At 62.0% G+C, this 25,942-nt stretch carries 28 protein-coding genes and 5 pseudogenes; 13 read left to right on the top strand and 20 right to left on the bottom strand.

All coding sequences use genetic code 11. The features are described from left to right. Positions 1 to 38: 38 nt before the first annotated feature. From QCE88_RS40765 to QCE88_RS40775, 3 genes are all read right to left on the bottom strand, one after another. Positions 39 to 698, bottom strand: a complete 660-nt coding sequence (locus QCE88_RS40765; RefSeq protein WP_309911658.1) for a hypothetical protein — start codon at positions 696 to 698, stop codon at positions 39 to 41. A 27-nt stretch (positions 699 to 725) separates the two neighbouring features. After that, positions 726 to 1,169: a hypothetical protein gene (locus tag QCE88_RS40770; RefSeq protein ID WP_309911659.1), complete on the bottom strand. Its 444-nt coding sequence runs from the start codon at positions 1,167 to 1,169 to the stop codon at positions 726 to 728. A 454-nt stretch (positions 1,170 to 1,623) separates the two neighbouring features. Continuing rightward, entirely contained in the window at positions 1,624 to 2,358 is a 735-nt protein-coding gene (locus tag QCE88_RS40775; RefSeq protein ID WP_309911661.1) for a hypothetical protein, read from the bottom strand. Between the two features lie 112 nt (positions 2,359 to 2,470). Between QCE88_RS40775 and QCE88_RS40780 the strand changes: the two genes are divergently transcribed. The 3 genes from QCE88_RS40780 to QCE88_RS40790 all read left to right on the top strand — a co-directional run bounded on the left by QCE88_RS40780 (position 2,471) and on the right by QCE88_RS40790 (position 4,277). Further along, on the top strand, positions 2,471 to 3,013 hold the full coding sequence (locus QCE88_RS40780; protein WP_309911663.1) for a hypothetical protein: 543 nt from the start codon (positions 2,471 to 2,473) through the stop codon (positions 3,011 to 3,013). Between the two features lie 35 nt (positions 3,014 to 3,048). Then, positions 3,049 to 3,240, top strand: coding sequence for an abortive infection family protein (locus QCE88_RS40785; RefSeq protein WP_309911665.1), 192 nt, complete (start codon positions 3,049 to 3,051; stop codon positions 3,238 to 3,240). A 272-nt stretch (positions 3,241 to 3,512) separates the two neighbouring features. After that, a complete protein-coding gene (locus QCE88_RS40790) occupies positions 3,513 to 4,277 on the top strand; it encodes a hypothetical protein (protein ID WP_309911667.1) in 765 nt (254 codons plus the stop codon). A gap of 76 nt (positions 4,278 to 4,353) precedes the next feature. Here the strand turns inward: QCE88_RS40790 and QCE88_RS40795 are convergent, their stop codons facing one another. The 3 genes and pseudogenes from QCE88_RS40795 to QCE88_RS40805 form a co-directional block, all read right to left on the bottom strand. Then, positions 4,354 to 5,493 (bottom strand): hypothetical protein, encoded by a 1,140-nt coding sequence (locus tag QCE88_RS40795; RefSeq protein WP_309911669.1) that lies wholly within the window; start codon positions 5,491 to 5,493, stop codon positions 4,354 to 4,356. Then, positions 5,490 to 5,648: a hypothetical protein gene (locus QCE88_RS40800; protein ID WP_309911701.1), complete on the bottom strand. Its 159-nt coding sequence runs from the start codon at positions 5,646 to 5,648 to the stop codon at positions 5,490 to 5,492. Before QCE88_RS40800 ends, QCE88_RS40795 begins: the two co-directional genes overlap by 4 nt. Positions 5,649 to 5,704: 56 nt before the next feature. Beyond that, positions 5,705 to 5,989, bottom strand: a pseudogene (locus QCE88_RS40805) (DUF4365 domain-containing protein); the annotation flags it as partial. A 397-nt stretch (positions 5,990 to 6,386) separates the two neighbouring features. Between QCE88_RS40805 and QCE88_RS40810 the strand changes: the two are divergent. Then, entirely contained in the window at positions 6,387 to 7,817 is a 1,431-nt protein-coding gene (locus QCE88_RS40810) for an IS1182 family transposase (protein ID WP_309911671.1), read from the top strand. Between the two features lie 544 nt (positions 7,818 to 8,361). On the opposite strand, the gene QCE88_RS40815 is transcribed toward QCE88_RS40810, so the two are convergent. Then, positions 8,362 to 8,832 carry an RES family NAD+ phosphorylase gene (locus QCE88_RS40815; RefSeq protein ID WP_309911699.1) on the bottom strand — a complete coding sequence of 157 codons (471 nt, stop codon included), beginning with the start codon at positions 8,830 to 8,832 and terminating at the stop codon, positions 8,362 to 8,364. After that, positions 8,829 to 9,284, bottom strand: coding sequence for an antitoxin Xre/MbcA/ParS toxin-binding domain-containing protein (locus QCE88_RS40820; RefSeq protein WP_309911673.1), 456 nt, complete (start codon positions 9,282 to 9,284; stop codon positions 8,829 to 8,831). The genes QCE88_RS40815 and QCE88_RS40820 overlap by 4 nt, the downstream gene beginning before the upstream one ends. Before the next feature lie 212 nt (positions 9,285 to 9,496). Between QCE88_RS40820 and QCE88_RS40825 the strand changes: the two are divergent. Both QCE88_RS40825 and QCE88_RS40830 read left to right on the top strand, forming a co-directional pair. Continuing rightward, positions 9,497 to 10,695, top strand: a pseudogene (locus QCE88_RS40825) (tyrosine-type recombinase/integrase). A gap of 53 nt (positions 10,696 to 10,748) precedes the next feature. Further along, positions 10,749 to 11,018 (top strand): DUF1488 family protein, encoded by a 270-nt coding sequence (locus QCE88_RS40830; RefSeq protein WP_309911700.1) that lies wholly within the window; start codon positions 10,749 to 10,751, stop codon positions 11,016 to 11,018. 67 nt (positions 11,019 to 11,085) lie between these two features. Here the strand turns inward: QCE88_RS40830 and QCE88_RS40835 are convergent. From QCE88_RS40835 to QCE88_RS40845, 3 genes and pseudogenes are all read right to left on the bottom strand, one after another. After that, a pseudogene (locus QCE88_RS40835) lies at positions 11,086 to 11,985 on the bottom strand (sensor histidine kinase); the annotation flags it as partial. Positions 11,986 to 12,321: 336 nt separating this feature from the next. Continuing rightward, the gene (locus QCE88_RS40840; protein ID WP_309911675.1) at positions 12,322 to 12,801 is read right to left on the bottom strand and encodes a hypothetical protein; all 480 of its coding nucleotides are present in this window, start codon (positions 12,799 to 12,801) and stop codon (positions 12,322 to 12,324) included. Positions 12,802 to 13,058: 257 nt separating this feature from the next. Further along, positions 13,059 to 13,424, bottom strand: a complete 366-nt coding sequence (locus QCE88_RS40845) for a hypothetical protein (RefSeq protein WP_309911676.1) — start codon at positions 13,422 to 13,424, stop codon at positions 13,059 to 13,061. A 71-nt stretch (positions 13,425 to 13,495) separates the two neighbouring features. On the opposite strand from QCE88_RS40845, the gene QCE88_RS40850 reads away from it, so the two are divergent. After that, positions 13,496 to 14,782 (top strand): hypothetical protein, encoded by a 1,287-nt coding sequence (locus QCE88_RS40850; RefSeq protein ID WP_309911677.1) that lies wholly within the window; start codon positions 13,496 to 13,498, stop codon positions 14,780 to 14,782. A gap of 54 nt (positions 14,783 to 14,836) precedes the next feature. Here QCE88_RS40850 and QCE88_RS40855 read toward each other — a convergent pair whose 3' ends face one another. The 5 genes and pseudogenes from QCE88_RS40855 to QCE88_RS40875 all read right to left on the bottom strand — a co-directional run. Beyond that, positions 14,837 to 15,739 (bottom strand): DUF72 domain-containing protein, encoded by a 903-nt coding sequence (locus QCE88_RS40855; RefSeq protein WP_309911678.1) that lies wholly within the window; start codon positions 15,737 to 15,739, stop codon positions 14,837 to 14,839. Between the two features lie 47 nt (positions 15,740 to 15,786). Next, on the bottom strand, positions 15,787 to 16,098 hold the full coding sequence (locus QCE88_RS40860) for a hypothetical protein (protein ID WP_309911680.1): 312 nt from the start codon (positions 16,096 to 16,098) through the stop codon (positions 15,787 to 15,789). Next, positions 16,095 to 16,469 carry a phage holin family protein gene (locus QCE88_RS40865; RefSeq protein WP_309911681.1) on the bottom strand — a complete coding sequence of 125 codons (375 nt, stop codon included), beginning with the start codon at positions 16,467 to 16,469 and terminating at the stop codon, positions 16,095 to 16,097. The genes QCE88_RS40860 and QCE88_RS40865 overlap by 4 nt, the downstream gene beginning before the upstream one ends. A 211-nt stretch (positions 16,470 to 16,680) precedes the next feature. After that, positions 16,681 to 17,808 (bottom strand): YihY/virulence factor BrkB family protein, encoded by a 1,128-nt coding sequence (locus tag QCE88_RS40870; RefSeq protein ID WP_309911682.1) that lies wholly within the window; start codon positions 17,806 to 17,808, stop codon positions 16,681 to 16,683. A 726-nt stretch (positions 17,809 to 18,534) separates the two neighbouring features. Further along, positions 18,535 to 19,020, bottom strand: a pseudogene (locus tag QCE88_RS40875) (ferritin-like domain-containing protein); the annotation flags it as partial. A gap of 349 nt (positions 19,021 to 19,369) precedes the next feature. On the opposite strand from QCE88_RS40875, the gene QCE88_RS40880 reads away from it, so the two are divergent. Continuing rightward, entirely contained in the window at positions 19,370 to 19,900 is a 531-nt protein-coding gene (locus QCE88_RS40880) for a hypothetical protein (RefSeq protein WP_309911684.1), read from the top strand. A 178-nt stretch (positions 19,901 to 20,078) separates the two neighbouring features. Here QCE88_RS40880 and QCE88_RS40885 read toward each other — a convergent pair whose 3' ends face one another. Then, entirely contained in the window at positions 20,079 to 20,441 is a 363-nt protein-coding gene (locus QCE88_RS40885) for a hypothetical protein (RefSeq protein WP_309911685.1), read from the bottom strand. Positions 20,442 to 20,470: 29 nt separating this feature from the next. Further along, positions 20,471 to 21,217: an L-dopachrome tautomerase-related protein gene (locus QCE88_RS40890; protein WP_309911687.1), complete on the bottom strand. Its 747-nt coding sequence runs from the start codon at positions 21,215 to 21,217 to the stop codon at positions 20,471 to 20,473. Between the two features lie 191 nt (positions 21,218 to 21,408). On the opposite strand from QCE88_RS40890, the gene QCE88_RS40895 reads away from it, so the two are divergent. Continuing rightward, positions 21,409 to 21,804, top strand: coding sequence for a DUF3331 domain-containing protein (locus tag QCE88_RS40895; protein WP_309911689.1), 396 nt, complete (start codon positions 21,409 to 21,411; stop codon positions 21,802 to 21,804). Between the two features lie 17 nt (positions 21,805 to 21,821). Here the strand turns inward: QCE88_RS40895 and QCE88_RS40900 are convergent, their stop codons facing one another. Together QCE88_RS40900 and QCE88_RS40905 are read right to left on the bottom strand one after the other, a co-directional pair. Next, on the bottom strand, positions 21,822 to 22,697 hold the full coding sequence (locus QCE88_RS40900) for an MBL fold metallo-hydrolase (RefSeq protein ID WP_309911690.1): 876 nt from the start codon (positions 22,695 to 22,697) through the stop codon (positions 21,822 to 21,824). A 21-nt stretch (positions 22,698 to 22,718) separates the two neighbouring features. After that, on the bottom strand, positions 22,719 to 23,009 hold the full coding sequence (locus QCE88_RS40905; RefSeq protein ID WP_309911691.1) for a hypothetical protein: 291 nt from the start codon (positions 23,007 to 23,009) through the stop codon (positions 22,719 to 22,721). Between QCE88_RS40905 and QCE88_RS40910 the strand changes: the two genes are divergently transcribed. From QCE88_RS40910 to QCE88_RS40925, 4 genes and pseudogenes are all read left to right on the top strand, one after another. Further along, entirely contained in the window at positions 23,008 to 23,589 is a 582-nt protein-coding gene (locus QCE88_RS40910) for a hemerythrin domain-containing protein (protein ID WP_309911693.1), read from the top strand. The two genes, QCE88_RS40905 and QCE88_RS40910, sit on opposite strands and share 2 nt — an antisense overlap. A 152-nt stretch (positions 23,590 to 23,741) precedes the next feature. Continuing rightward, positions 23,742 to 24,107: a glycine zipper domain-containing protein gene (locus QCE88_RS40915; RefSeq protein WP_309911694.1), complete on the top strand. Its 366-nt coding sequence runs from the start codon at positions 23,742 to 23,744 to the stop codon at positions 24,105 to 24,107. A gap of 88 nt (positions 24,108 to 24,195) precedes the next feature. Then, positions 24,196 to 25,509: a cation:proton antiporter gene (locus QCE88_RS40920; RefSeq protein ID WP_309911696.1), complete on the top strand. Its 1,314-nt coding sequence runs from the start codon at positions 24,196 to 24,198 to the stop codon at positions 25,507 to 25,509. A 102-nt stretch (positions 25,510 to 25,611) separates the two neighbouring features. Beyond that, positions 25,612 to 25,942 (top strand): annotated as a pseudogene (locus QCE88_RS40925) (cytochrome C oxidase subunit II); the annotation flags it as partial.

A 25,942-nucleotide genomic window follows, 5' to 3' on the forward strand; every position in this document is an offset into this window, starting at 1 on the left:
AGCATCGGATCGTGACCTGCTGCCTCCCCGTCAACGACTCAAGGCAGGAAGCGATTGATTTCAGGCCAGACTTCTGCATCGTTATGCCAATACGCGCTGTGCGCTTCTGGGAATGGCTGGCCGTTGTCGACCTTGACGTCATGGGCGAATCCTTTGAAAAGCGCCTGTCCCGCGTATGAGAGAAAGTCACGCGGATCGTAAAAATTGAGCCAGCGCCGCGGGAAGGATTCAGGCAGCTTGGTTCCGTACGGGCAGGATGCCAGCGCATCGATTTCATAGAAGAAAGGTGCCTGAGAACCCACTGTCACCAGGGCAGCCAAATTCCGGTTGCCGCTGGCAAGCCAGTCCACAGCTGCGACGCCGCCCAGGCTATGCGCGAGGATGACGCTAGCACCGGTCTGCCTGACTCGCTCGCCGATAAAGTTTCTCAACGTCTCGCCGCGGGCCTGATACCGCAGGATGTCCCCGAGCGGCGCGCCACTCCAATTGGAAAATGCGTCACGCCGGGGAGCCATGAAGCTGGTGACCCTTCCGAGGAGCCAATCCTTCACGCCGAGACCGGGACCACCGAATTCCGGTTGCAGCACGGCCACCAGTTGGTCGCGTTGCTGTCCAGTCACTCCCGGCTGGCCTGACACGCGCAACCAGGCAATAAAAGCCGAAACCACTGCGCGCGCCACCATCACCGACAATTGCACCTTTGTGCCACCGAGAGTCTGGAATGTCTAGCTCCATGCGGCATCGGCCGCTAAACTCGCGACGAAAGTCGGCCAGAGTTCGTCCAGCCCCCAAGACTTCAAAAGTCCTAGAGGCTTTTCCGCCGCGCCGACTGTAACAAGCATGGCCCACAGTGCCGGCCCCTGCGAACCGCCGACTGGCAGCGGCAACTCAGTGACACGCAATTCGATTAACGGATCATCGGCCAATAAAGTCCAGCGCGCCATAGCGGCGGATTCGATCGCTGCAGGCGCTGCACTTCCATCGACATAGCCGGGAATCGACAGTCCATGGGCGTTTAGCCGAGCACCGAAGGCATCTCCCCAATTGCAGCCCACTACCTCATATCGAGGAAGATGGGTTTGAACCTTGCTGGCAATAAGCGCCAACGAACGTTCAAAGGCCGCAGTCCGCACCCCGGTTCCGTGGATGAAAAGGATTTTTTCGCTCAAGAGTTCGCCCTTATTTTCGCCAAGAGGCGGCAATGCCACCAACTCAACCCTTTTTCCTTCCCGAATTTTATCGGGAAACTATGCAATTTATGAAACAAGCGTGACCCGTGCCAGAAACTTCATTCCAAATGATTCTATAGATAACGGCTCCTCAGTTCAGACGAGGAGTCTGCATGAAGTGGCGGCGGTACAGCGACGAACACATCGTGTGGTTAGCCGAATGGACGGACCTCGCGAAGTGCCCCGTTCATCGATCCGCAACTGCCGCATGTCGACCCTGTATAGATAGTCCGTCCCGCTTTCATCGCGATGCTGGTAGGACTGGCAGCTCATTAGGTAGCCGTTCTTCCATTTCTAGCGCGCTGGGGTACTCGCCCTGGGTCTGAAGCACCTGAACCATCCGGCCGTCGCGGCGCTCAACGTTTCCACTCGATTGCGCCGCGATCTTACCCGTTCACTGCGGCGGTCGTGCCACGCGTTGTTGCTGTAGCTCAGCCATCCGCTTCCGTATCCTGTCGTGGGGCTGAAGGCTGTTGAGGTAGATGTATTCGGTGTCGTCCCAAAACCAGGCAATCGCATCCGCGAACTGAGCCAGCCATTCTCGTGGCACGGCGATGCTGTCGAACGACGGCGGCAAAATCCGAGCCACCGGCTCGACCTGCCCCGGCAGAAGCGTGGGCACGGTTGCCCAGTCAGGCCACAGTTCTGGGTGTCGCTTGAACAGTCGGGCAGCGGATTCCCCATCGCCGTGTCGGCAGGCGTTCGCCAGCAGTTCCAGCCGTTTCAGATCAGGGAAGCTGTAGAACGCGGACAGCGGGATGCCGCGCACCTCATGCAGCAGGCCGCCGAGCCGTCCGAGGTTGCCCGTGCGGGCCGTGTCCATTCGCTCGGGCGTGAACCCGAGCGACGCGACACAGTCGCTCAACCATCGGCGAAGTTGGCGTTCGAACAGCGAATGCATCGAAAGGCAAAACGCTTCCGTGGTCGTCCGAACAAGCTCTTGCGCATCGGCGTGAGCGAACTCGGCACCGCCTTCGTCGGTGTTCGCCCATTTCTCCACGTCAGCATCCAACGATCTGAATGCCGACTCCACCACGTCACGCAAGAAGGCGCGCACGCGCAACCCGTTGCCCGCGGTTTGGACGTCGGAGAGACAGTTGATCCAGCGGTGATCGTCAATCGAGGGCATGTTCGGAGTGTTTTCTGGCATCGCTCGCCAGTAAAGCACAACAGAGCCACGACGGGGCCTTCCCTCGTACAATCGGTACAAGTACACCCTTTCACCGCTGGAAGCGCCCAACATGGCAACTCTCCCGTCGATCGAAAAGCGAAAACTGGAACGCCTGCTCGGCATGGGCGGCGGGTATGTGCTCAACTTCTCGGACCGCACCTTTTCAATGTTCTTCGAGGAGCATACGGGCTTGGACATCGATGATCAGAGGTACCGCGGGTCCGGCACCTCGAAAGCCAACCGGATGCGAGGCTTCTGGACCATCGAACCGGATCACGTGGTCGCCAAGGTGTTGCTCGCAATGATCGAACATGCGAACGAGCATGAATGCGTTCCGGCGGACATGGACGACGCCCTGTTCGCCGATGTGCACCGGATCATTGCTCGCCTCAATCAGAACCTGTCGAGCCCTGTCCTGGAGGCGGACGCCTTCACCGCGAGCGTCAACGAACTGGACTTCGAAGCGGCGGCGAAACACATCCGGACCGCGATAGAGCAGAACGAGCCGGCCACGGCCCTAGATCGCCTGCACGTGTTTTCGATGAAGTTTCCGCGCACTAACTGCGAACGCCGGGGTATCGAGGTCACCCGGGACTCATGGGCGAGTATGTGAAAGCGTTGCGCGTGGGAGGGCTCCTAGAGTCGGAGATGACCGATCGTATCCTGCGCAGCAGCATATCCGTGCTGGAAGCGTTCAACGACGTACGCAACAACCGGAGCTTGGCCCACGATAACCCGATGCTGAATCACAGCGAGGCGGTGCTCATTTTTAGCGACATCGGCGCATCGATCCGTTTCATCCGGGCTCTTGAAGGGCGCGCGGGTGGGGGCGCCCGATGATCCGTGCCACGCCCCTTCGCCGGACAACGTTTCTCCTTGGTGGGCTGTGCTCGGCGGTCATCGCCGTCCCGGCTCCGGCAAGCGATGTTGCGCAGAACGCGCCTGCCGCCTCGAGGGCCCTAGCCGAGTCGCTGTACGCCACACCGACACCTAGGGCGCAACCTGTGAGCGCCGTGGTACCGCCGACGCGACCAGCGTCGAGCTTAGGAACCAACGAGGCAGCGACTACGCCTAGAAGGGCCGAGGCTCTCGAAGGCCGGGAAAGCTTCGCAGTGTTCGGGTTGGTGTTCAAAATCACGGACGCTCTTCTCGTACTGTTCACGGGTCTGTTGTGGTGGTCCACCCATCGACTCTGGAGCGAGACCCGCAAGGCCGGCAAAGTGGCCGAAACGGCCGCGAATGCCGCGGCGGCGAGCGCCGAGGCTACCCTCCGAAGTGCGCAGGTCGCGTCAGGGGCAGAACAGCCCCGATGGATCGTCACCTCCATGACGCTGCACGTCAACGACACGGATGGCAGCAACACCGACACCGCGTGCCGCGTGGTTGCGGTGCTGACGAACCACGGACGCACGCCCGCCGAAGTCACCCGCACGGCGTTCCGATCTCGGGTGACGGTGCTTCTGGATCCCAAGCCACGCTACGCGATGGGACAATCAACGCCCGCCGACGCCTTTGGGACAACCGTCGTGCCTCCGGGCGGTTCGTATACCTTGACGCTCGACACGAGCGTGCCCGAGGACGATGTCGAGGCACTGCGTCGTGGAACGACGCATTTGTGGGCTTGGGGCTACCTAAGTTACCGCACGTACCTGGACGAGCATATGGTCAAGGGTTTCGTCGGGATGCTGGACGTGCACCCGACCCGGCGGTTGCCGTTGGATCAGCAGGACCAGCCGGGCCTCAACTATGGTCATCTGATCGAGGGAGCGCTTCGGCAACCGCCCGCCGACGCGCGTGTGCAGGCCTACGTCTACACGCGACCCGATCCGGTTGGCGAAGCCGAGGCCAACGGGGTCACGCAACCGGTGGAGCGTTAGAGAGTGCTGACGACGACTGCGCGTCGCACGCGTCCTCGTCCATCATCGACCAAGCGGCCGAGCGCCGGAAGCGCCTTCACAACAACTCCTCGTTCCGAATGACCTTGAAGTCCCTAGGATTGATAAGACGCGCGGAGCGAGCGGTAACCTTCACGTCGCCATGGCATCGAACAAGGTGTTTGCTGCCGTGAGCCTTCACTGCCCGCTGGTAGTCGTCCCTGTTCAGCTCGACCGTGACGACCCTAGGCTGGCCGTTGAGCGTTGCGGCGATGCTGATCGTGCCGCTCTCGTCTTCCAGAGGTCGATCGAGCTTTTCCACAGAACCGGTGATGGTCCGATCGTAGAGCATTTGGTCGTCGCGCTTGTAATACGCCGCCGCTTCAGCGACGCGTTCCACTTTGTTCACGTCGAAAACGAATGTTTTGGGCGGGCTGAGGGCGGCGCTGCTTCCTGCTGGTGCGATCGTGATTTCAAACCCGCGTCGTGCGTTGGTCCCACTCAGGCCCACAAGCGCATCGCACAAGTTTGCGCTTGCACCGTTGCTCACGGCCTCGTCGAAGCGCGTCACGGCTCCGCCTTTCGATACTGTTTCGATAGCATCATCCAAAGCTTTTAGCCCTGACGAGAGCGTCGCTGTCACCAGGCTCGTTGTCGGAACCGATGGCAAACCAAGCTGCGTGGTGTCCTGAGGCGGCACCGGTGCGATGATGTTGATCACGTAGCTACCGATTTCTGTCTGGCCCAGCCGTAGCGACTTTAGGTACCCGGCCGTCTCCTCCGGCTTGCGACCACCGAACTGTCGTCGCTTCGATATGGCTGCAAACGCCGCGGCTTCCATCAGGTCTCTAGCTTTCTCGTTCAGCATCACACCGTCGTCAAGCGGGATGGTCCCGCCTTCCACATCGAAGTGAAAGACCCGAACACGGATACGATCGGAGAAATGACCCATGACGTCCTCAATAACGTCGACGGGTAACCGTCCTTCGAAGGTGCCGATGGTTTCAGCGGCATCGACCAGGCGGTCCTTGAAATCCTTCGCATCCACCGACGTTGGCAGCAGTATTTCGGCATCCTCGTGCTGCGGCTCGGGTCGATGCCAGATGGACGCCAACGTGCCTAGGTCGCCGTCTTTTATCCAACCGCTCATCGTGAGGTACGCAGCGAGTTGGTCCGGCGTCACATCGGCCAGTCGCTTCATGAGGTCGTCGTGGCTCATGCGATTTCCCGGTTGCTGGCGAGTGTCATCATGCGCATCAGACTGTCGGTCGTCAGGCGCTGTGCGAGCGGCACATCAACGGTGATGGTCGTCGGGTTGGTCGTGCTTGGGTAGTCGCGCAACGACAGCCAATAACATGCGTTATGCATCGCCATGTGGTCGTCATGGTGACGCGCACCCATTCTTCTGGCTGGCCGGGGACGAGCAACACCGCCAGATAGCGAGGGCAAATTACGTCCGTCCCGCGAAGATCGTCATAGTTCTTTCGCAGCAATGGAAACTTGATGACTTCGCCAGAAATCAGGTTCCGCGACGTGCATTTGAGCTGAAGCGCCACCCTCGGGTTACGAATAGCCCCCTTGAACCCTCGGCCTCCTAGTTCAAGGTCAATGCTCTCATCGTCCACTTCCAGTCGACCGGGATTTAGGCCGGCCTGCGCTGCGATGGCGTGCACGTAAGCGATGTTGAACTGCTCTTTCCGTTTCGCGATGTCCATGTGGTCCCCGAGTATCTCTCGGCCCGTCCGTCCGCGAGATTCGCGCCTTTTTCCAGCGATTGTAAACTGGACGGCGCGCGACGAACATTGTGTCTGCCCGAAACGCGATCAGAGCCACATGTTCGCGAAGATCGCCCGCAAGGGGAAAGGGCGGAGCGCACGGGCAAAACCTTCTAAGGCTGCTCAGACCTCTGATCTGCAAGCACGCGCGCTGGAAGTCGGATGGCAAGTACCTGCCAGCGTTCCGCCCGAATCTCCGACGCTATAAACGGCTGCCATGGCGCGATGACCGGCCATTCGTCAATGCTGGACGACTGTCTCTTCGTGGCCCAGACTGTGTCAAAACGCAATTTTTGACGCAGTAATATGGCTCATCCTACAGCGGAGGATGAGCGAGATGAAGCGGTTCGTTCAAGGCGACAGTCGTACACAGAGCTTTCTCCTCCCTGAAGCACTTGATGACTACGTGAGGGACACCAATCCCGTGCGCGTAGTCGACGTTTTTGTAGACGAGCTTGATCTTCAGACACTCGGGTTTGCAGGTGTCGAGCCAGCGCTAACGGGTCGGCCTTCGTATCATCCGGAGGTGATGCTCAAGATATATATTTACGGCTACCTGAACCGTATTCAATCCAGTCGGCGCCTTGAACGCGAGGCTCAGCGCAACGTCGAGCTGATGTGGCTCACGGGTCGCCTTGCCCCGGACTTCAAGACCATTGCGCGATTCCGTAAAGACAACGGCAAAGCAATCCGCAGCGTCTGTCGTCAGTTTGTCATGCTCTGCCAGCGTCTTGACCTGTTCGCAGAAGCCTTCGTTGCAATAGACGGCAGCAAGTTCAAGGCGGTAAATAATCGCGACCGCAACTTCACGAGCGCCAAGCTCGAACGACGCATGCGCGATATCGAATCAAGTATCGCCCGCTATCTCGAGGCGATGGACACGGCGGATCGTCAGGAGCCTGCAATCGCGAAGGCCAGAACAGAGCGACTACAGGACAAGATTGCAGCCTTGAAGGAACAGATGCAAAGCCTCAAGGCAATTGAGGTCAGGCTGAACGAAGCACCGGACCGACAGGTGTCGCTCACGGACCCGGATGCCCGTTCGATGAAGACGCGCGGGACTGGTGTCGTCGGCTACAACGTCCAAACGGCGGTAGACACGAAGCACCATCTGATCGTCGCACACGTCGTGACCAACGACGGCATTGATCGTGATCAGCTGGCGTCGATGGCGATGCTTGCCCGTACAGAGATGGGCGTCGGCAAGCTGACTGCAGTTGCAGACCGTGGCTACTACAAGAGCGAGGAGATACTCGCATGTCATCAGGCTGGAATAACCGTATTCGTTCCGAAGACGGTGACATCGAGCGCAGCGGCTCATGGCCGCTTCGGCAAGGAAGACTTCATTTACGACGCAAAGACCAACGAATTTCGATGCCCGGCCGGCGAGCGGCTCATCTGGCGATTCTCAACCATTGAGCGCGGCCTGAAGATCAGTAAGTACTGGAGTTCGAATTGCCAGCAATGTTCGCTAAAAGGGGAATGCACGCCGGGGCCCCAACGTCGCGTAGCGCGCTGGGAGCACGAAGCTGTTCTTGATGAGATGCAGGCACGGCTTGATCATGCGCCCGAGATGATGCGTATCCGGAGACAGACTGTCGAGCACCCGTTCGGCACGATCAAGGCATGGATGGGCGCCACTCATTTCCTGACGCGAACCATTGAACGGGTGAGTACTGAGATGAGCTTGCAGGTGTTGGCGTACAACATGAAGCGAGTAATCAAATTACTCGCTTCAGAAGCGCTTACGAGTGCGATGCGGGCGTGAAGCCCGTACGGGCTTATTTGAGCCTTCGCAATCTCGGTGACTGTGAGTTGACGTTCGGCTTGCCGGGTCGACAAGCTGCGCTCAGCGCTGGGAAAGGTTTCGTCGATTCCCACAGAATACGTGTTTTGACACAATCTGGGCCGAGAAGAGACATCGGTAACGCGCGGCAATTTGTTCTTCAGCGTTCGACTCAGCTTAACTTCCTCTTACGGAGTTAGGCGCCGGTGCGTGACGAATTATCGCGACCCTTCAGCCCCCGTTCCAGCAACGTATCTATTTTGTGCGAGTGCGGTTCGTTGCCACGACAATACCAGTTAGAGGTTCCGGTGCATCGAACGTCAAGCCGCCGTCCCACTCCAGAGTTACGGTCGCCCCGCATTTCAAGCAGCTTGATGCTTCGCCATCGTGTGAGTCGTCTGGATAGGCGATTCTCCGTCGCTTGCGCGCGGGTCAATTGCGGCTCGATAGATGGCCTTGGCTTGCTCAGTTGAAATTCTCATCTTCTTCCGTAGTTCGGTCGCGCCGACTCGACTGGCATGCTCAATCACGGACGGGCGAGTAAGCGCAAGATGCGCGGATCGTGTCGCACATCGATCACCGCCTGGACGTTGATTTCGCCTATATCTGCGTGTACGGGGTTGAGGAGGTAGTTGTATGCAAATGGCATCACCGCGCTGGGTACTTTGAGCAAGGCCGTTGATCCGCTTGCGAGCCATTCGCTGCCTGCGGATTGTGTGTACGCTGCGTCCTCCCTCCAGTTCTCAGGTAAAGCGACCTCGCTTAATTCGGCAATTCCCACTTCAACGCCGACTGCGACGCGAAGAAGTCGATACGTATCGGGTAGATCCGCTGTGGAACGGATTTCTTGATGCACCAGTGTTTCCAATAAGGCGCCGGCGGGATGTTCAGCCAGGTAGATTACCGGTACACCGGCGAAATGCCAGCGGCCAGGAGCACGCAGACCGCCTGTGCCCTTCAGATCAGCGTAGTTGCTGATTCTCCACAGCACCATCAGGCGAAATATCCCTCGTCGATCTGCACCAGTGCATCCTCCACGAGACGAGCGCCATGCTCGGTCGCCGCCATCTCGAGAGCGGTGCGACCCTCGAAACGCTTTTGCGGATTGCGCAACCAGCCCAACGCCTTGTCGTTGCCGCCGAACGCCGTATTCGCTTGTGCGACGATCCGCGCCAGACGAATAGCGCGGTCCGACTCCTCGGTCGAGAGACGTTCATGTTGCTGCCGACGATGCGTCAGCGTGCGGCGCGGAATAATGAAGACGAGTTCGTCCGCCTTCAACCCTTGGGCCACCAGGCGATCAATCACATCGATGTTGACCCGCTCACGCACCAGTCCGGCCAGATCCGCGTCATCCTGGACGCGCGCATTCAGTAGCTCGCCGAGCAGCGCGAATTCGGCTCGTCGGACGTTACCGCCCCCCGTCGGCGTAAATGCAATCGTCGCCATGGAACCTCCGCTTTGGCAATATGCCCATCTATTATAGGCGTTTTGCCGGTCTGAGGGCAATCAGCGGAGGCAACCTCAGGCCCATCAGGACCGGACCTAGCTTCCGTGCTAACCAGTTGATTTATTGTAAATTTATGCTTGACATTCTTGTCATAATGTTGGTACACAGTTTGGAGTAGCGAAAACGAATCGACGTGATCTTGCGGTCCGCCATGCCACCGACGACATCACCTGCGCTCCAGCCTGCGTCACGCGAAACGCTCGTCATCCGGCTTGGACTCGATAGCACCGCTGGCTTAAACCGCTGCTCGACTGGGCGTGCACAGATTGCCGCTAACAATGATTTCGACGCAATTTTCGGGCGTGGCTATCCCGTTTCGTCGATACCAACACCACTTTCGAGCACTATCGGAAAGAAGCTGAGCGGCTCTTGCTCTGGTCCCTCGTAATACTGTGCAAACCACTTTCCTCCCTCCACACGAGGACTGCCTGCGCTACCAGCGATTCCTCGCCCATCCGCGACCGGCCGCAACTTGGGTCGCGGGCGGCGGCCGCAAGCATGCGCGCAGCGACGCACGTTGGCGCCCTTATGGGCCGCTCTCGCCCGCCAGTCAGCGCCAGGCCATCGTGATTCTTAATGCGCTGTTTTCGTGGCTGGTACAGGTCGGCTATCTGTCCGGCAATCCGCTTTCGCTGTCTCGACAACGTGCCAAACATGCGGCGCCGCGCAATCCCGCTATCTGGAGCCGAGCATCTGGCAAGAGGTGAAGACCTACATCGCACCATGCCACGCGACACTGACCAAGCGGCCGCGCACGCGTATCGTGTGCGATGGTTCCTCACACTGCTCTATCCTGGCGGCCTGCGGATTGCTTAGATCGGTACTAATACGATGGGACAGTTCTTCATTCGTCGCGATGGCAATGCCGAGATCCGATGGTGGCTGACCGTACGCGGCAAGGAACGGTAGGCTCCAACCACGCGCGAAATGATGACGGAGCTCTCGCGATACCGACAACACCTAGGGATGAGCGCACTGCCCTCTCCAAACGAAGACACGCCTCTGGTCTTGCCGATTGGCGCGCCGACAGCAAACGGTGGCACGCAGACGTGTGCGCCTTTATCGCGCGCCGCGCTGCATGCGATCGTCAAAGCGGTGTTTGCGGGGGCCGCCGCCAGACTTCGTGGGCTCGACCAGACGTCTGCTGCACGCGCCGACCTGCTGGAAAAAGCTTCGGCGCACTGGTTGGAGCACAGCGCGGGTTCACACATGGCCGGCCAGCGGGTCGACTTGCGCCTCGTTCGCGATAATTCCGGACATGCCTCGCTCACGACGACCAGCCTTTACCTGCACATTGAAGATGACCGGCGCCATCAAGAGACCGACGAAAAGCACCGAATCGACTGGTAACACGCCGAATTGCCCCATTTGATTTCATGAACGCCCGCATCAGCCATCCATCGATGAAAGCACCCCCGCCGGAACCACAGATCTCGACAGACAAACGCAGCCTCACGTTCGTCACAGTCTGGCGCGGGGAACCCATCACCTGCGCCGTCTCGCGAGCAGCCCTCGAAGCATACTTTTGGCTCGCGCCAGACGCGGACGACGCACGAACGTTGACAGTCTTTCGCAACGGATTCGATCGTATTCTTGCTGTTGTCTCACGGAAGCTCCTAGCGCGCCCTGCAAAACACCTCCAGCTATCGGCTGTCGACTTCGCAGAACGCTGATCTCGTCGCGAGAGCCTTCCGCTGGAGGCGCTTTGATGCCGAAGCTTGTTGATGAGAATTGAGGAATGACGTTGATATAGATATGCGTCACGTCACAAGTCAACCCGACGCGCACCGGGGTGTCTTGTGCCCCATACTTGATGGCGTTGAGACAAGGTTTCCAAGCAATTGCTGAAGGCGCTGGCCGTCCCAGACTTCCTGCGAATCGCCCATTACGTGCAACTCAATCTGCCTGCCAGGATGAATGGCACGCAACTCGTCCAGTTCCTCAGCAAGCACGTCCGCGAGATTGACACGCGTGGGCATTACGTTGATACCCAAGCCGAGCCTGGTCCGAATGAAATCGCACAGATCATCAAACAAAACTTGCATCCGGGCTCCGCTACGTATCAGGCGGCCTGCTGCGTCCGATACTCGCTCCCAACATTCAGTGCTTCCAGATACGACGCGGTTGCCTGAATCGCCGGGAGTGGGCTGCGCATGTCATGCCCCAGCATGCCGAGCAGGAGATTGCGGCTCTGCTCGACCTGCGCGCTGAAAAAGCCGACGGATTCCGCAAGTGCCTGATCGCTCGCCTCAGTGAAGCGAATGACGTCGTTCAGATGGAGCGCGTCGGGCTCGCATTCGTCCATCCACAAGCGGAGTACGCTTGCGCGTAACGCGCGATATTCGGCGGTGAGCTCGATGATATTGAAGCCGGCCCGCGCCCTCAGAAGGGCGTGCGTTTGCGCAGCTGTTTCGGTTGCATCGATCGGAGCAGGGGCTCGCCCTATTGATTTATCGTGTTGGGCTTCCACGGTTTACGCAGCCCCCAAGTCTTTGGCAACGGCGTGCAACATCTCCGGCGCATGGTAGTGTAACGCCGAAGGTTGCAAATTGCCCCCACCGGAACTGGAGAGCCGGCGAACGCCTCCCACTGCGCCAGGATCGGTTCCGTGTGCCGCAAGATAAAGTCAGCACGTCGCATGTGGGCGTCTCCAGGCGAAACGGGGCATAGAATCCGATCGTCATGCCATCTTACGGGCAAATTAGGGACGAACATCGGCCGGAGGAGGCACCGACCTCGGGGCAGGGTTAGCCGGGAGCGGCCGTTCGCGCGACCAGCTGACCGTTTCAAATTGTCCGATTGCCGAAGATCACATTCAAGCGCTGCGAGCCCGCGATGATCGTGGCCGCAACTGCCGGACTCGACCCTTTTCTGCCGCTTGCCACATCTCCTGCCCGATGTCTTTTCCTGAAGTGAAGCGATCCCACTGAATTAAGGCGTGCTGGTCGGAGGCCATCCGACCAGCGAAAATGGTTCTCAGCGCCCCGTCAACTGCCACCCACCGTAAACGGGACATGCCGCGCCCGCGGCCGTTGCCCAGACTCCTGAGGGCCCGAAGCTCCACGACACGAAGCTCGCCGGATTGCTCATCTGCGCCGTGGTCAGTCTGTTCGTCGCGGGCGGTGCAGTGCCGCCCCCGCCCACATACGCCGCGTTCGAAGGATTCGTCGTTTCCTTGTTCCAGTACACGTCGTTGCGGATCGTTCCCGAGTTCAGCGTGGCGATGGCGCCGGAGGTATCGGGTGTCGGTCGATCACTCGACCACCCCACGGCAAACGACCCTTCGATGATACCAGTGCTGGCGTTGTACTCGACCAGCGCACCGGCGCCGATCAAAGAGCCGACACGACCGATACCGTAGGACTGTTGAATCACCCCGGTGTTCCTCGCGACCAGTCCGCCGCCGCTCGCGTGCGAGCCGCCGAAGTTGATCGGGCCGGTCGCGTATGACTGCACGATTCGACCGTCGTTCGTTGCGACGAGGCCGCCTTAGGACCCGTTGCCGCCGACCGTTGCGCCACGCCACGACCGTTCGATCGTACCTTGGTTCCACCCCATGAGACCGCCGCCCACGGTGCGGCCGAATGGCGCGCCCGAACCTATGACACCGGTCGACCATCCATAGGCGACGACGCCATCATTCTGACCGGCGAGCGCGCCGTAACTGCCGCCTATGCCGCTCTCTACCTCGGCGTTTGCAACCCCGATGTTCCTTAGGACGCCGCTCGTTCCAATGACACCGAACAGCCCGATATACGGCGCGTACGATTGATCCGGCACATGATGTTCAAATTGCTCACGACATGGCCGAAGCCATCGAACTGTCCGCCGAACGACGCTGCGTCGGTCGGGGCGATGAGGCTGAACGACGTGCTCGCCGCCGTCCTCACGTCGATGTCCTTGCCGAGGGCGTAGGTGCCCTTCAGATCCTGCGACACCTTCCCGAGGTCCGACACGCTGTTCACGAGCTTGTACGTCGTGATCTGCGTGATGTGGCCGCTAAGCGAGCATCTTCCGGCGCGTCCGGCGAGACTACGAAACCTCATCTGCTTGGCGAGCGGCTCTTTGCGGCCGTTCATCAAGGGAATGCGGCCAGACCGCAAAACCTTCCGGAGGCGCCTCCGACTACGTCAAGGGCGCGCGCAACCGCTTGGGCATCGCTTCGCTCGCGGCGCTGAGAAACGTGCTGCCCGGCAAGCCCGACGCAATCACCGTCAGCGGCGCGGCATGCACCGACCGCGACGCATTGCTCGCGCAGCACGGCGCGCTTTTCAGGACACGCCAGGATGAAGTGCAGGCGCAGACGGGCAACAACACGCACGGCGTGACCGCCGCCAACTGGCAGGACTTCGGGAACGGCGGTTCATGGGGACCGCGCGCCGCGACTTATGGCGCCATCACCACCGCCTCGTGCAGCAGCGACACTGGCACGTTCGAGCGTGAATTGCTGATGGCCGTGGAAAATTACTGGGTCGATCAAGGGCTCAACTACTGCCACCATCACGTCCCGGGCTGGACGCCGCCGCTCAAGTTCCGCAACTCGTCGTCCGGCAGCACCTCGGATGGCGACAGTTCGGGCATGACCTGCACCGCGCATCGCAAACGCGACCGGTCGCAGAGCCTGACCGCGCTGAAGCACGACGACACCAACTGGCAAGGCGTCGACTGTTCCGACTTCACGTCGTGGGTGTACAACTTCTCGGGCATCACGCACCAAAGCGGCAACCTGGAGACCGGCATCGGCACGCAGGCCTGCTCGACCGGCAAAGATCCGGTGTCGGTGTCGGGCCAGGAACAACCGGGCGTGCTGCTCGACATCAACCACGACAACGTGACGAGCCTGCTTGCCTACCTGAAGCCGGGCGATCTGCTGTACATCACGGCAACCTCCACAGTGCCGTCCGACGGCCCGCTGTCGAACGTCGTGGGCGCGGCGCCCGTGTCGCACGTCGTCACCTGGACCGGCATGCGCTTCAATGATCTTCGCAATGGTCCGGAAGGCTGGCGCTTCGACCCGGCCCGTCTGGGCACGGCGGATTCGCGTCTCGGCGCCGATCTCGCCTCGTATCTGCCCTACCCGCCGGGCGAGCTCGGCACCGGCACCGGCGATGACAAGAACCCGTGGATGATCGTCGACAGCCACTATGCCGGCCCCGCCTACCGGCCGTTCGTCGCGGTGACGGCAAGCTCGAAGGGCGACTGGTACGGGCAGAATCTGTCCCACGTGCGCCGCATCATCGACGCCGATGCCGCACGCACGGATCCCGCGCTCGCGCCGCTCGTGATCGAAGCGCACAGCACCGGCAGCGGCGCCTTCGGCAAGGCCGTCACCTTCAGTTCGACGCTCGGCCGCGCGGGCAGTCACGCCCACCAGTGGATCTACCAGCGTCCGTCGGCCGGCGGCACGCCGCAGTGCTATCGCATGGACACGCATTAAACCCGGCTGAGGCCGGGCCGATGTAGCCAGGCGAAGCTCGTTCGCCTGGCTACATCACCCCCGCGCGTGCTCCGGATCTGCCTCGAGACGCTGCATCAGGCGCTGTGCGTCGAACGGCGCTTTCACCTTCTGATCATTGTCGAAGTAGCAGAACACGTCGCGCGATGTCCGTCGGCGCGGCATGCGAGGAGTGATGAGACGCGCATCGCCGGGCTGGCGGCCTGCCGCCCAGCATTCGATGCGCTCCGCCCATGCTTCGATGGCGTCGTCCGTATAAGAGCCGCCATACAACGTCTCGCTGCCATGCAGACGCAGGTAGACGAAATCGGCGGTCAGGTCTTCGGCGTACGGCCAGCCCGCCGTCGAGTCCGATACGACAAGCGCCGCGCCGTACGTCCTCAGCAGTTGCACGAACCCCTCTTCGAGGAAACTCGGATGCCGTACTTCAATGGCATGGCGTAACGCCCGCCTCTTCCTGGGCGGTTCGAACCATGGCTCCTTGACACGCGCGTCATGCTGCCCCGCGAACGCGGCGGCAGCCGTCGTGTCCTTCGGCAAGAGCGCAAGAAAGCGCTCGAAGGCATCAGCGTGAAAGGCGAAGGTGGGCGGAAATTGCCATAGAAACGGGCCAAGTTTGTTACCCAGACCGAGGACGCCCGATGCGAAGAAGTTGGCCATTGCACGAGTTGCCGTTTCGTCGCGAAAGCGCAGCATATGGGTCAGATAACGCGGTCCCTTCACACTGAACACGAAGTTATCAGGCGTGGCATCGTGCCAGGCGCGCCACGTAGACGCGCGTTGCAGCGAATAATGCGATCCGTTGATCTCGACACTTTGAACGGCGCGCGATGCGAATTCGAGTTCACGCGACTGTGCGAGCTTCGGTGGATAGAAGACGCCGCGCCAACCCGAATACCGCCAGCCCGATATGCCGATGCGCACAAGTCCTGTCTGCACTCAAGGTCCCTCAAGCGGTTTCACGGGCCTTGACGTCGCTTGGGCGTTCACTTCTTGCGAAGGCCCTCGAAGGCATCGGCGATTGCCCGATGCGCCAGCGTGCTGACACCAGCCGTAGCGACGCCTTGCACGGTACGCCGCACACCAAGAATGACGAACGCGACGAGGGTTGCCGCGATCAGTTCTGCGTTAGGCGACTGCAGGAACCAGGGCGACACAGTGGGCTGCAGCGCCACCGGGCCGATCCTGTCTGGACGGGGTATTCCCTCTTCCAGGGCGCATGCCGCAAGCAATGCCGTGCGTGTCTCCGCCATCCGCGCCAGCAAGGCCGCTTCACTGTCCGAATAGGCCCGGCTCATTGCAACACCTTCCTGATGGCTTCCACATCGCGCTCGAACTGATCGCGTACAACCTGGAACGGCTCGGTGGGCTTGCGCGTCATGATCACCACTGTAGCGATCAACGCGACCGCAAGCCACGCGCCGGCGACACACCATGCGGTCAGTATCAGATGAGGCGTGCCGACTGCGGTCACGATGGCCGCGATCGATACGAACGACAGCGTGAACATCGCGCCGACGATCAGCGCCACCATGGCAATCAGTTCGTGCAGGACGCGCGTCTTGGCTTCCGCGAACTCGATCGACATCAGCTCGCCATAGTCGACAATTCGTCGCGCACAGAAGTCCTTGACGGTGCGCCACGCTGCAATTTTTCTTCCAAGCGACATGAACGATCTCCTTCAATCAAGCGGGCGATCCGGCGACGATTTCTGTCTGCCGACCGCACGCCTCGTTAGTCACTGCGCGTCAGAGCGCGCAAGCTTCAAGGCAAGGCATGCTGCCGTTTCGTGCGAATCACGGCAGCCTTGTTGTCACCACAGCAGCCGTCCCGCTTGACCGACTTCGGCACGCCTTTCCGCCTCGCTCCGCCAACGACGTTCAGGGCCGCTTGCGTACGGGCGCACGGTGTCCGCTTCTCGTGAGTACGAAGAACCCTGCACCGGCAGCCGCGATTGCGACGCGTGCCGGATTGGATCTCACGACCTCAACACCTCGGGCCAGAACATGCATCCAGGGCGGTTGGTCCTCGTACTTTACTGACCTCACGGGCGCGGGCGCGGGCGCGAGGTCCGATGGTCCAGGACGTCCTGCAGTGGGGTGCTCGTGCACGGTCGTCGTTGCCTGCGACGGAACCTGCGCGCGGACCTCGCGCGTATCGTGGCCTTCACGCGCTTCCAGACGCGTGGCGGCCGCTTCGGCGCCGAGCAGCAAGACCGCTGCAGCGAAGTAGAGCCACATCAACAGCACGGCGAGCGAGCCCGCCGCACCGAATGCACTCGCGGTTCCCGCGTGCGTCAGATAGAGCGCAAACAGCTTCTTGCCGAGCGAGAACAACACGGCCGAGATAAAGCCGCCGACGAACGCGTCGCGCCAGGGCACCGGCCCGTCGGGCAAATACTTCAACAACGCGGCAAAGGCGCACGTCAGAAGCGCCACTCCCAGTACCAGCTGCACGATATCGCCAACGATCAGGAGCGGCGAGCTACCGAATGCCCACTTGCCCGCGGCCTGCACGGCAGTATCCAGCACGAGTGAAACGATCAGCAGAAACGCTACGCCCATGACAAGGCCGAAGGAGATAAGCCGCACCTTGACGAGTGTGGCCACGCCTGACTGCTGCTCACTGCCCTTGGGCCAGATCACCGACAGCGCCGTATTCAGCGACGAGAACGTTGCCGATGCCCCGACCGCCAGCAAGACAAACGACATGATCGCCGCGAAGCCGCTGCCGCCGCTCCGATGCGCGTGCTCGACGATGTTCTGCACGCTAGCCGCCGCATCCTTGCCTATCATGCCGCTGATCTGCTGAAAGAGTTGTCCGCGCGCGGCTTCGGCGCCGAATGCCAGTCCCGCGACGGCGATCACCATGACGAGCGTCGGCGCAAGCGAGAAGGCCGAATAGAACGCGATGCTCGCGGCCATCGGCGCGCCCCGATCGGCACCAAAGCGTTTGAACGTGCGGACGGGCCAGGCCAGCGCGCCGCTCATCAGAGTCTTGCCGGTCATGACCATCTCCAGGAGGTGTACGCCTGCGGCAAGCATTTGAAATGCCAGCCTTCAAATTGCGCTCTCAGGCCAATGCTCACGTTTATGGCTGCCTGCGGCATGACGATTGCAAAACATCAATGCGTGCCGCACGCGCCGTGTCACGTTCGCGCGTCCAGCGCCCTCTGGTCCTGCGGCCGGCAGGCCCCTCAACATTCGCAAGTCAGCGCACAACCAGCTCAACGGGGAGCGCATCATGATCAGACACATCACGTTCAAGAGCGCGTCGATTGCTGCACTGTCGGCGTGCATTTGTCTCATCGCAGGCTGCAATCGCAACAGCAGCGAGTCAGGAAGCAGCGGCTCAGCGAGCAGCACATCCAGCGCGTCCGCGCCTGCTGCGGTGAGCTTTCCTGCCACCGCCGCCAGCGATACGCCGTCAGGCGCAAGCCAGTAATGCAGCGCTCGGGCGCCCGCGCATGCTTCCCGCCTTAACCACGCGGCAAGTCTTCGCCGGGCTCTCGAGCGCGGCAGTGGAAAGGGATGGAAGAACTGCTTGATACGGTGATCTGCGGACGAAGCGCCGAAGACCGTCGAACGCCGATGTCCTGAACGACAAGCGCCGCAAGCCGTGCGGCTGCGGCGCGCCGGCGCTTACTTGGAGACCTGTTTCTCTGTCTGTTTCTCTGCCTGTTTGGCCGCAGGCTTCTCCGCGCGTTTCGCTTCCGGCTTGGCAACGGGCTTGCCAGCCTGCTCTTCTGAAACCTCTTGCTCTGCGAGCAACGTCAACTTCTCGTCCGTCGCCTTCTCTTCTTTCAAGGTGTCGAGAAGAAGATTCATTGCTTCAGTATGACCAAGTTTTTTTGCGAGCGCCGCGAGTGTGCCGTACGTGGCAATCTCATAGTGTTCGACCTTCTGCGCGGCGGCGATCAATGCCGCGTCGAGGATGGGCCCTTTTTCGATCTCCTCGATCTGCTCCTGACCCTCCTCGACAAGCCCTTCCATGGCCACACACTTGACACGCTTCAGCTTGATTCCGGTGCTCTCGACGACCTGGTCGATACGTTCGATCTGCCCTTGCGTTTCTTCCAGATGCGTCTTGAAGGCTTCGGCAAGATCAGGGTTGGACGTCGCCCGCGCCAGTCTCGGCAGCGCCTTGGTCAGTTGCTTCTCTGCGCTGTAGACGTCGGACAGCGCGTGGATGAACAGATCCTGCAGAGTCTTGATAGCCATGATGCCTCCCGGTTGGATGGATGGTTACGCTGGTCGTCGACCAGCATGGCAGGCCCAGCGCAATGGCCATGCCTTACCTTGGCCAGAGCATCGCGCCACCGGGTGGAGCGCGACTTTGATCGGTCATCAGCGGGCGCGTGTTTATCGCAGTGGGGAATGCGGCCATATGAGCAATCGACCAGCACATTTCTTCTTGGGAGCGTCTTGAAGGAATTCGCAGGACGAGAGAAATCACGGCGCCGGCCCAGGGCACACGCGTTGCTGACGCTTCTCCAGCCTGAGCCTTGCGGGAAGCGACCCGCTGACGCGCTTGTTCACTCATGCCCCTCTCGACTTCCTGAACATCATCATGAATCGCGCTACCGAATCACATTCCCGCACTGCGAAGGGTCGATCACTTGCGCGAGGCCTCGGATGGTTCAGCCTCGCGCTCGGCGCGGCCGAACTGCTCGCGCCCCGCGCGGTTGCCCGTGCAGCCGGTATTCGAACAAGTCCGGCGCTGACGCGGCTCTATGGTCTTCGCGAGATTGCAGCGGGCATCGGCATTCTTGTATCAGGCGATCCGTCTCGTTACGTGATGGCCCGTCTGGGCGGCGATGCGCTCGATCTGATGACGCTTGGGACCGCTGCACCCTTGCCCGAGCGCGCGGCTTCCAGGCGCAGAGTGACGGCAATCGTCAACGTTACAGCCGTCACGGCGCTCGATGCGCGGGCCGCAGTCGCGCTCGCCGCCGACAAAAGCCATCAGCGCCGTGAACGGGCGGAGAGTGCCGTCGCGCTGTACAGCGACCGCAGCGGCTTTCCACGTTCGCCCGAAGCGATGCGCGGCGCCGCCGTTCGCACAGGAGCGAACGGTTCAGACGTTGCGCGAGCGGGATGAACTCGTCTCCGCGATGCAGCGCCGGTCTCGGCGTGGGGTGACGTCGCCGCATTCGATCCCGATGCCAACAAGGCGGCCTGGAAAAAACGTATCGATATGACGCGCGATAAGCTCGGCGATTGCGTCATCGCCACGCGCTGCCCTGATCGAACGAGCTCCGGGGGACGCCATGGTGCATTCACCTGCGGATAGCGTAAAGACGCGTCGGCAGCGCCGCGGGGTTCTGCGGCTGATACCAGCTCATGTCGGGAATGCGGGAGTCGGTGACATAGATCGTTCCGTCCGGACCCTCCGAGAACGTATCAGGCCAGATCAGCTGGCGGTCGCGCACGAGCGTCGCGAAGCGCTCGCCCTGGCGCACCCGGATTGCATGGTGTTCGACTGACGACACATTCAAGCGTCCGCGCGGGTCGATCCACAATCCGTCTGCGGGGCCGTCCACGCCCACCGCTTCCACGCGCGAAGCGACCTGGTCCGCGCCGAGCTGAGCGTTCTGCAACGCGTCGGTGGCAATGCGATAGAGCGTCTTCCCCTTGACCACCTGCCAGTACAGATAGCGTCCGTCAGGCGTCAGCGCGATGCCGTCTGCGCGAAGCTCACGCGTCGTCCGCCCGTTTGCTGCAAGGGCTTGCCGTTCACCGTGACCGTCACGCTCTTGTCGGCTTGCGTGCTCGAATCGCCGTCGAGAACGCGGCGCGCGACGCCGGACTCGATATCGACGACGACGATCGCGCCACGCACACCCGAGCCCGTGATGTAGGCCGTGCGTCCGTCCGGACTGATGCGCACGTCGTTCAGATAACTGCCTTGCGGCGCGATGCTTTCGTCGAACGCGTAGGTGCGAGCAACACGATTCGACGCGAGATCGATGCGCACCAGTTTCGGCGCGCCCGGCACGATCAGCGACTGGGCGGGCGCGCCGGGATCGATGACCCAGAGATTGCCGCGTGTGTCGGCCACCACCGATTGCACGCATACCCAATGATCGCCGGGCGTGACTTCGTCGCGGCGCGCATTGCGCCAGGTGTTCCACTCGGCGTCCGGGTAAGGACGCAGATCGCCGCCTGAACCCACCTCTGCCACCGAGAGCGGCGCGTCTTCGGTCCAGCGCGGGAAGTTCACGAACATGCGTCCGTCGGGCGCGACGGTCACGCCCGTCACCTGGTGATCAAACGAAGCGACAAGTTGCAGGCGGGCGCTGTTTGCGTGCTCATCCCGGCTCGTTTGCCACGCGGGATCGTTCGCTTCGCCGGCTAATGCGGCGTGCGCGCACAAGGCGGCGCCAAGTGCGATCAGGTAACGGCGATACGGTTGCATGGTTGGCTCCTGGTGATGCCGCGATGCGCGGCAATCGCCAGCAGCAATCAGGGTGCCGTTCCGAATACTCCCGGGCGCCGGGAGGCCCTGCTTTACGGCCACTGCGGAGTACCGCCCGACGGCCCGTCGTGGCATGCGCGGTGCGCGGTTGATGGCACCTTTCTCACACGCAGTACTTCCGGGGAACCGCAATGCCGAACATGCCAGTTGACGAGAACTTCACGCACGACCGATCCACGACATGGTTCGATTGCCTGGTTCCCTCGCAAGACCGATGCGCCCGAGTCGAGGCGCCGGCCTTTGATCCCTGCGCCCGCAAGCACCTGTCGATCACGATCGTCGAACAGCTCTCGCCGCACTCGGCGCTGCTCTCATGGTCCGACCCGCGTCTCGGCTGCATGGCCGAGCAGACCTGGACGTTCGGCAGGGCGCGGCAGGAGGACGTCTGCGCACTCAGCGGCGAGCTCATCAAGCGCGGGGATCCGGTCTATCGCCCGCGCAAGACAACGCCTCCGGCGCTCAACGCCCGCTGCGTGATTGCGGCGCACCACGTCGTGGACGCCATGCAGTCGTTCGAACGCCTCTGAACCGGCTCTCGGCCCGCTCACGCAAGCGGCCGTATCAGCGCCTCGGCGGGTACGCTCGCCGCGCGCTGTGCAAGACGCTCGAACTCGACCGGATCGTGGCTGCAGAAAACGCGGACATCACGGGCGGCGTCCCCATTGCAAAGTGCGCGCAGCCGTGCCTGATTGTGCCGGCGGGCTGCGCGGTCCTTGTCCATCATCCACTGATAGAACGCCAGGCCGGGGGTACAGTGCGGCCGCTCGCCGTCCATCTCCGTGTGATAGAAGTAGGCGTCGGCGGCAAGCAGCAGCCAGCCCGGTCCGGTGCGCACCGCGATACCGGCGTGACCGAACGTATGTCCGCGCAGCGGCACGAGGGCGATGTCGTCCGCGAAGCGCGTAAGCGGCCTCACGCGGTCGAAACCGTGCCAGCGGTCGCCGCCTTCGGCGTGCACTACCCATTTGTCGCGCGTCGACCACTGCTGCGGCCGGAAACGCTGCCGGTCCAGCCAGGTCTTCTGCTGCAAAGCGTAGTCACGCTCGGTCTGGAGCATATGGACCGTCGCGTGGGGGAAGTCGTCGAGGCCGCCGGCGTGATCGAAGTCGAGGTGACTGAGCAGAATATGGCGCACGTCGGACGCGGCAAAGCCGAGCGCCTCGACCTGCCGGACCGCCGTCATCGTCTCGCGAAAATCCGGCTTCAACATGAGAAGAAAGAACGTGCTGAGGCGGCTGCGCGGGTTCGCGACATCGCGCAAACCGAAACCCGTGTCCACCAGCACGAGGCCGTCATCGGTCTCGATGAGCAAGCAGTGGCAGGTCAGCTCGCCGCGTTGCAGAAGTCCTGCCGTACGCCCGTCGAAGAGCTTTCCGCCGAGAGGACAACTCGAAATGCAATTGAGGTGATGCACGCGCATGTCGTGGCTCCGATAGGACCGTCACGTGCGCGGGTTCGCTTCACTGGACGGCACCCGTGACGCGATGTACCCGCAGGCAGGATTTGCCGTGGCGAGCCCGCGCTTGTGCGCACCGGGAGAGTACGACTTGCCGTTCAGCAGTTCGTATGCCAAAGGCTCAACCGTGCCCGGCGCGATGGACACTCGACGTTGATCTCGACGCGGCACGACGAATGCGCAGCGCGTTTGCCCCGTGGTTGCCTGGTTCGTCATGCACCCGGGTGCGTCCTCATCCATACCCCGGCGCAGGCGCCAAGGAACGAGCATGGACATGCCCAACTACTCTCCGTCCATCACGACCATGATCCGCATGGACCATACGCACGTGATGGCGGCTTTTCATCGATATCATGCCGCCACGTCCTGGTGGAGGAAACAAGCGATCGTCGAGCTGGCTTGCACGGCACTGGAAATTCACGCTCAGCTCGAAGAAGAGATCTTCTATCCGGCACTCGCCGGCGTCCTCCATAGCGATGACACGCTCGAAAAGTCGAAGCCTGAGCACGACGAAATGCGTGCGGACATCGCGAGGTTACGCGCCATGCATCCGCGCGATGCCGCCTTCGACGCGCGCTTCATGAAGCTCATGCGCGAAGTGATGCATCACGTCGCTGACGAGGAAACGGTGTTGCTGCCCGCTGCGGAGCGTGCGCTCGCGGCCGAGCTTTCCGCGCTCGGCGCGCGCATGACTCGCCGCCGCCTGCAACTGGTGGCGCAGAAGCGGCCTGCAGCCATCGCGGCGAATACGGTCGGGACTTTCCCGTTTGCGTCGCTCGCGATGGCAACACTGGGCGCCGTCGCGATCGCTGGCTGTCTGCGGCCTGCCAGCGTCCGGCGCGGGCGCCTCGGATGAAACCGCGCGTCGGGAATGACCTTGCGGCGTGTTCGGCACGTCCATTGCATGCCCGGGTGTGCCGTCTGCGCGGCCTGCTTCGGGAGCGACGCACGTTTCCTTCGTAGCGCTGTGCAGCGTCACATGTTCCCTCATGCCGACAGGAGAGAAGGATGACCGACCCCGATCGCACACACGACCCTGTGGACGCCCTGAAGACCGAGCGCGCCGACAGTGCCTACGAATTCCCCACGAGCGAGAGCGTGGCTGCCGGGGAACGGCACGCGCCGGTCCAGAACAGCGACGATCACGGATTCCGCGATGCGTCCCAGTCCTGGGACGCCGGCCACGACGGTTCGTCCTCGGCCGATATGCGCGCGCAGGCGAAGGCCAGACTCGTCGGCATGCAGGATGCAATGAACAGGAAGTACAGGGTGGCCGCCGACACGACCGACGATTTCGTGCATGACAACCCATGGAAGGCCATTACGTTGGCAGCGTTGGCCGGATTTGTGATGGGCATGCTCGTCTCGCGATAAGCGCACGCGCGGCGCGGCCGGGTTCAGCGGTGGCTCCGGGAACGCGCCGGCTGTCGGCCCGCCCGCGCGCACCGGAAGGGAGTGAGCGGTGATCATCGAGGCGGTCTGGTTCATCGTAGTAGGCGCGCTCCTGATCCTCATGGCGGTCATGCGCGGGGTGATCGCGCGTCTGCCCATGACGGGCGCCATGGTCTATCTCCTCGCGGGCTTTGCGCTGGGCACGGCCGGCGTCGGCTTGCTCGAACCGGACATCGAAGGGAACCTGCGCCTGTTGCGTGTGCTGACCGAAGCCGGGCTCGTCATTTCGTTGTTCGCGATCGGCATGCATCTGCGCGTACCGCTCTCGAGCGAACTCTGGCGTCTCACGCTACGGTTGGCCGGCCCCGCGATGATCCTGACGATCGGTCTCATGTATTGCGCCGGCCGCATTGGCCTCGGCCTTGCAGCGGGGCCCGCGCTGCTGCTCGCAGCGATACTTGCTCCGACCGATCCCGTGCTCGCCAACGAACTGCGCGTGCGTCGGGCGGGCGATGACGAGCCGCTGCGCTTCGCACTGTCATCCGAGGGCGGCTCCAACGACGGCGCCGCCTACCCTTTCGTACTGATCGCGCTCGCCCTGTGCGGCAGCGCCAGCCTCGGCAGTGCCCATTCGTGGACCTTCGCCGCCGCCATCGTCTGGGGCATCGCCAGTGCGCTCGCAATCGGCTGGGGCATCGGCTCGGGCGTCGTGCGCCTCATCATCCGTCTGCGCACGCGCTATCGTCAGGCACTCGGGCTGGAAGGGTTCATCGCCCTTGGACTCATGGCGCTTGCCTACGGCGCGGCGCTGCTCGTGCATGGCTATGCGTTCATCGCCGTCTTTGCGGCCGGCGTGGCCTTGCGTCGGCAGGAGCTGGCCGCCACCGGCGACACTGCACCCGGCAAGGCGCTCGAGTCGGTCGAGCGCGGCGAACGGGAGGAAGCCGCCAAGGACCCCGAGCTCGCACACGCCTACATGGCCGAGACCATGATGGCCTTCGCGCTCGAGTTCGAGCGGCTGGTCGAATTCGCGCTGATGCTGTTGATCGGCAGCGTCGTTTCGGCCCATTGGCAGGCGCTGCTCCACTGGCAGGTCGTCTGGCCTGCCCTCTTCCTGTTCTTCGTGGCCCGCCCGCTCAGTGCGTGCCTGTCGCTCGCCGGATCCTGCATGGACCGCCAGCAACGGCTGCTTTCCGGATGGCTCGGCATTCGGGGCGTCGGTGCGTTCTATTACCTGTTGTTTGCCTTCGAGCAGGCCGGCAAGGAGCAGGTCCAGCCGATCGCGCCGATCGTGCTTGCCACCATCGTGCTCTCCGTCGTCCTGCACGGGACGAGCGCCACTACGCTTCTGCACCGCTACTTCTCAGACCGAAAAGCCGCGTGACGCCCGATTGGAACACCGATTGCTAACCTTGGCAGGCTTGTCCGGTTTCTGTCCATTTCAGACGAGATGCCCCAGCGCGAATAAGACCCGGCCGCCCTCATCATGCAAAGCGCTTTGTCTGCCGCCGGCGTTCAGGCCAGCCGCATCCTCGACCTCTGGCACCTGACGCTGGGGGTTTGCTGCGCGGTGTTCGTCGCCATCCTGCTCGCGTGCTTCTTTGCCATGCTGCGCGCCCCGCGCGCCACGCGCGCGACGCCGCCGGAAACCTCCGGTGCGCACGCTTCGCAGCCTGGACTGCGCCTTTCCGTGATCCTGGCGACCAGCATCTCGGTCATCCTTCTGTTCGGCCTCATTCTCGCGGACGTGCTGACCGATCGGGCGCTGTCCCGCCTGCCGGTCGACAAGGCCCTGCATATCGAAGTCACGGGCTATC

Origin of the sequence: Caballeronia sp. LZ035 (assembly GCF_031451175.1) — a bacterium.
Taxonomy (GTDB): Bacteria; Pseudomonadota; Gammaproteobacteria; order Burkholderiales; family Burkholderiaceae; genus Caballeronia.

Bases quoted from the DNA above. Each gene is read 5' to 3' on its own strand.
- QCE88_RS40775 (WP_309911661.1), bottom strand. From the start codon at position 2,358: ATGCCCTCGATTGACGATCACCGCTGGATCAACTGTCTCTCCGACGTC.
- QCE88_RS40780 (WP_309911663.1), top strand. From the start codon at position 2,471: ATGGCAACTCTCCCGTCGATCGAAAAGCGAAAACTGGAACGCCTGCTC.
- QCE88_RS40785 (WP_309911665.1), top strand. From the start codon at position 3,049: ATGACCGATCGTATCCTGCGCAGCAGCATATCCGTGCTGGAAGCGTTC.
- QCE88_RS40795 (WP_309911669.1), bottom strand. From the start codon at position 5,493: ATGAGCCACGACGACCTCATGAAGCGACTGGCCGATGTGACGCCGGAC.
- QCE88_RS40800 (WP_309911701.1), bottom strand. From the start codon at position 5,648: ATGGCGATGCATAACGCATGTTATTGGCTGTCGTTGCGCGACTACCCA.
- QCE88_RS40810 (WP_309911671.1), top strand. From the start codon at position 6,387: ATGAAGCGGTTCGTTCAAGGCGACAGTCGTACACAGAGCTTTCTCCTC.
- QCE88_RS40820 (WP_309911673.1), bottom strand. From the start codon at position 9,284: ATGGCGACGATTGCATTTACGCCGACGGGGGGCGGTAACGTCCGACGA.
- QCE88_RS40830 (WP_309911700.1), top strand. From the start codon at position 10,749: ATGAAAGCACCCCCGCCGGAACCACAGATCTCGACAGACAAACGCAGC.
- QCE88_RS40845 (WP_309911676.1), bottom strand. From the start codon at position 13,424: ATGAACGGCCGCAAAGAGCCGCTCGCCAAGCAGATGAGGTTTCGTAGT.
- QCE88_RS40860 (WP_309911680.1), bottom strand. From the start codon at position 16,098: ATGAGCCGGGCCTATTCGGACAGTGAAGCGGCCTTGCTGGCGCGGATG.
- QCE88_RS40865 (WP_309911681.1), bottom strand. From the start codon at position 16,469: ATGTCGCTTGGAAGAAAAATTGCAGCGTGGCGCACCGTCAAGGACTTC.
- QCE88_RS40870 (WP_309911682.1), bottom strand. From the start codon at position 17,808: ATGACCGGCAAGACTCTGATGAGCGGCGCGCTGGCCTGGCCCGTCCGC.
- QCE88_RS40880 (WP_309911684.1), top strand. From the start codon at position 19,370: ATGAATCGCGCTACCGAATCACATTCCCGCACTGCGAAGGGTCGATCA.
- QCE88_RS40890 (WP_309911687.1), bottom strand. From the start codon at position 21,217: ATGCAACCGTATCGCCGTTACCTGATCGCACTTGGCGCCGCCTTGTGC.
- QCE88_RS40895 (WP_309911689.1), top strand. From the start codon at position 21,409: ATGCCGAACATGCCAGTTGACGAGAACTTCACGCACGACCGATCCACG.
- QCE88_RS40900 (WP_309911690.1), bottom strand. From the start codon at position 22,697: ATGCGCGTGCATCACCTCAATTGCATTTCGAGTTGTCCTCTCGGCGGA.
- QCE88_RS40910 (WP_309911693.1), top strand. From the start codon at position 23,008: ATGCCCAACTACTCTCCGTCCATCACGACCATGATCCGCATGGACCAT.
- QCE88_RS40905 (WP_309911691.1), bottom strand. From the start codon at position 23,009: ATGTCCATGCTCGTTCCTTGGCGCCTGCGCCGGGGTATGGATGAGGAC.
- QCE88_RS40915 (WP_309911694.1), top strand. From the start codon at position 23,742: ATGACCGACCCCGATCGCACACACGACCCTGTGGACGCCCTGAAGACC.